This is a genomic window from Paenibacillus foliorum (assembly GCF_013141765.1).
Classification (GTDB): domain Bacteria; phylum Bacillota; class Bacilli; order Paenibacillales; family NBRC-103111; genus Paenibacillus_S; species Paenibacillus_S foliorum.
The window spans coordinates 1-784 of sequence record NZ_WHOD01000072.1 but is presented as its reverse complement, the minus strand read 5'-3'; the positions used below and the strand labels follow the sequence as shown (position 1 = coordinate 784).

Here is a 784-nt window from a genome sequence, read left to right as displayed (position 1 = left end):
GGATAGTAAATACCCAACAAATTGTAATTTAACTACACCACTATACCAAATATTTTATTGAGCCATTCAACAGCTGATAGGACAGACGAATTATTTTCCGCCTGCCCTTTACTAATCATATGCATAGCCTCGATTCCCTTCAACGTCTGTTCTGCAGTGTGAAACGTTTTGAAACCAAGCATCGGTTTTGTGATTTTCTTTATGAATCGATGATCTTGTTCTACTATGTTGTTTAGGTATTTTGTCTGTCTAACCAAAGTTTCTTTTGGCAGGACTTTTTCATTTACTAATTCTTGTATGGCTGGTGGATATGCCGGGTTTTTATCCAAAGTGATCACACGTGGTGTTTGATTATGCGGCGAGGCCAAAGCTTTTGTAAAGAAACGCTTAGCTGCCAGCATATCTCGATTTTCAGACAACATAAAATCAATCGTTTTCCCCATCGAATCAACCGCTCTATATAAATACTTCCATTGGCCTTTGACTTTAATGTAAGTTTCATCGGTTCTGTACGAATCATTTGTGGGTCTTAGATAGGGCCGGATTCGTTTGTCTATTTCAGGCCCAAACTCATGAACCCATCTCATAATTGTCGTATGAGAAATCTCTAATCCTCGCTCCCTCATCATTTCTACTATGTCTCGATAGCTTAGACTATATTTTAAATACCATCTCACTGTTAGTAAAATGATTGCTGATTCATAATGCTTCCATTTAAATAAATCCGATTTGGTTTCCATAGTAAGTTGCTCCATCTCATGACTACATTTTCAGTTAGGTTATC

General features: G+C 37.4%; 1 protein-coding gene. It reads right to left on the bottom strand.

The annotated features are described in order from the left end of the window. Positions 1 to 32: 32 nt before the first annotated feature. A complete protein-coding gene (locus tag GC093_RS21000; protein ID WP_171653872.1) occupies positions 33 to 740 on the bottom strand; it encodes an IS6 family transposase in 708 nt (235 codons plus the stop codon). Between the last annotated feature and the right edge of the window lie 44 nt (positions 741 to 784).

What these genes read in the sequence shown, in the direction of transcription:
- GC093_RS21000 (WP_171653872.1), bottom strand. Translation starts at nt 740, where the DNA reads ATGGAAACCAAATCGGATTTATTTAAATGGAAGCATTATGAATCAGCA.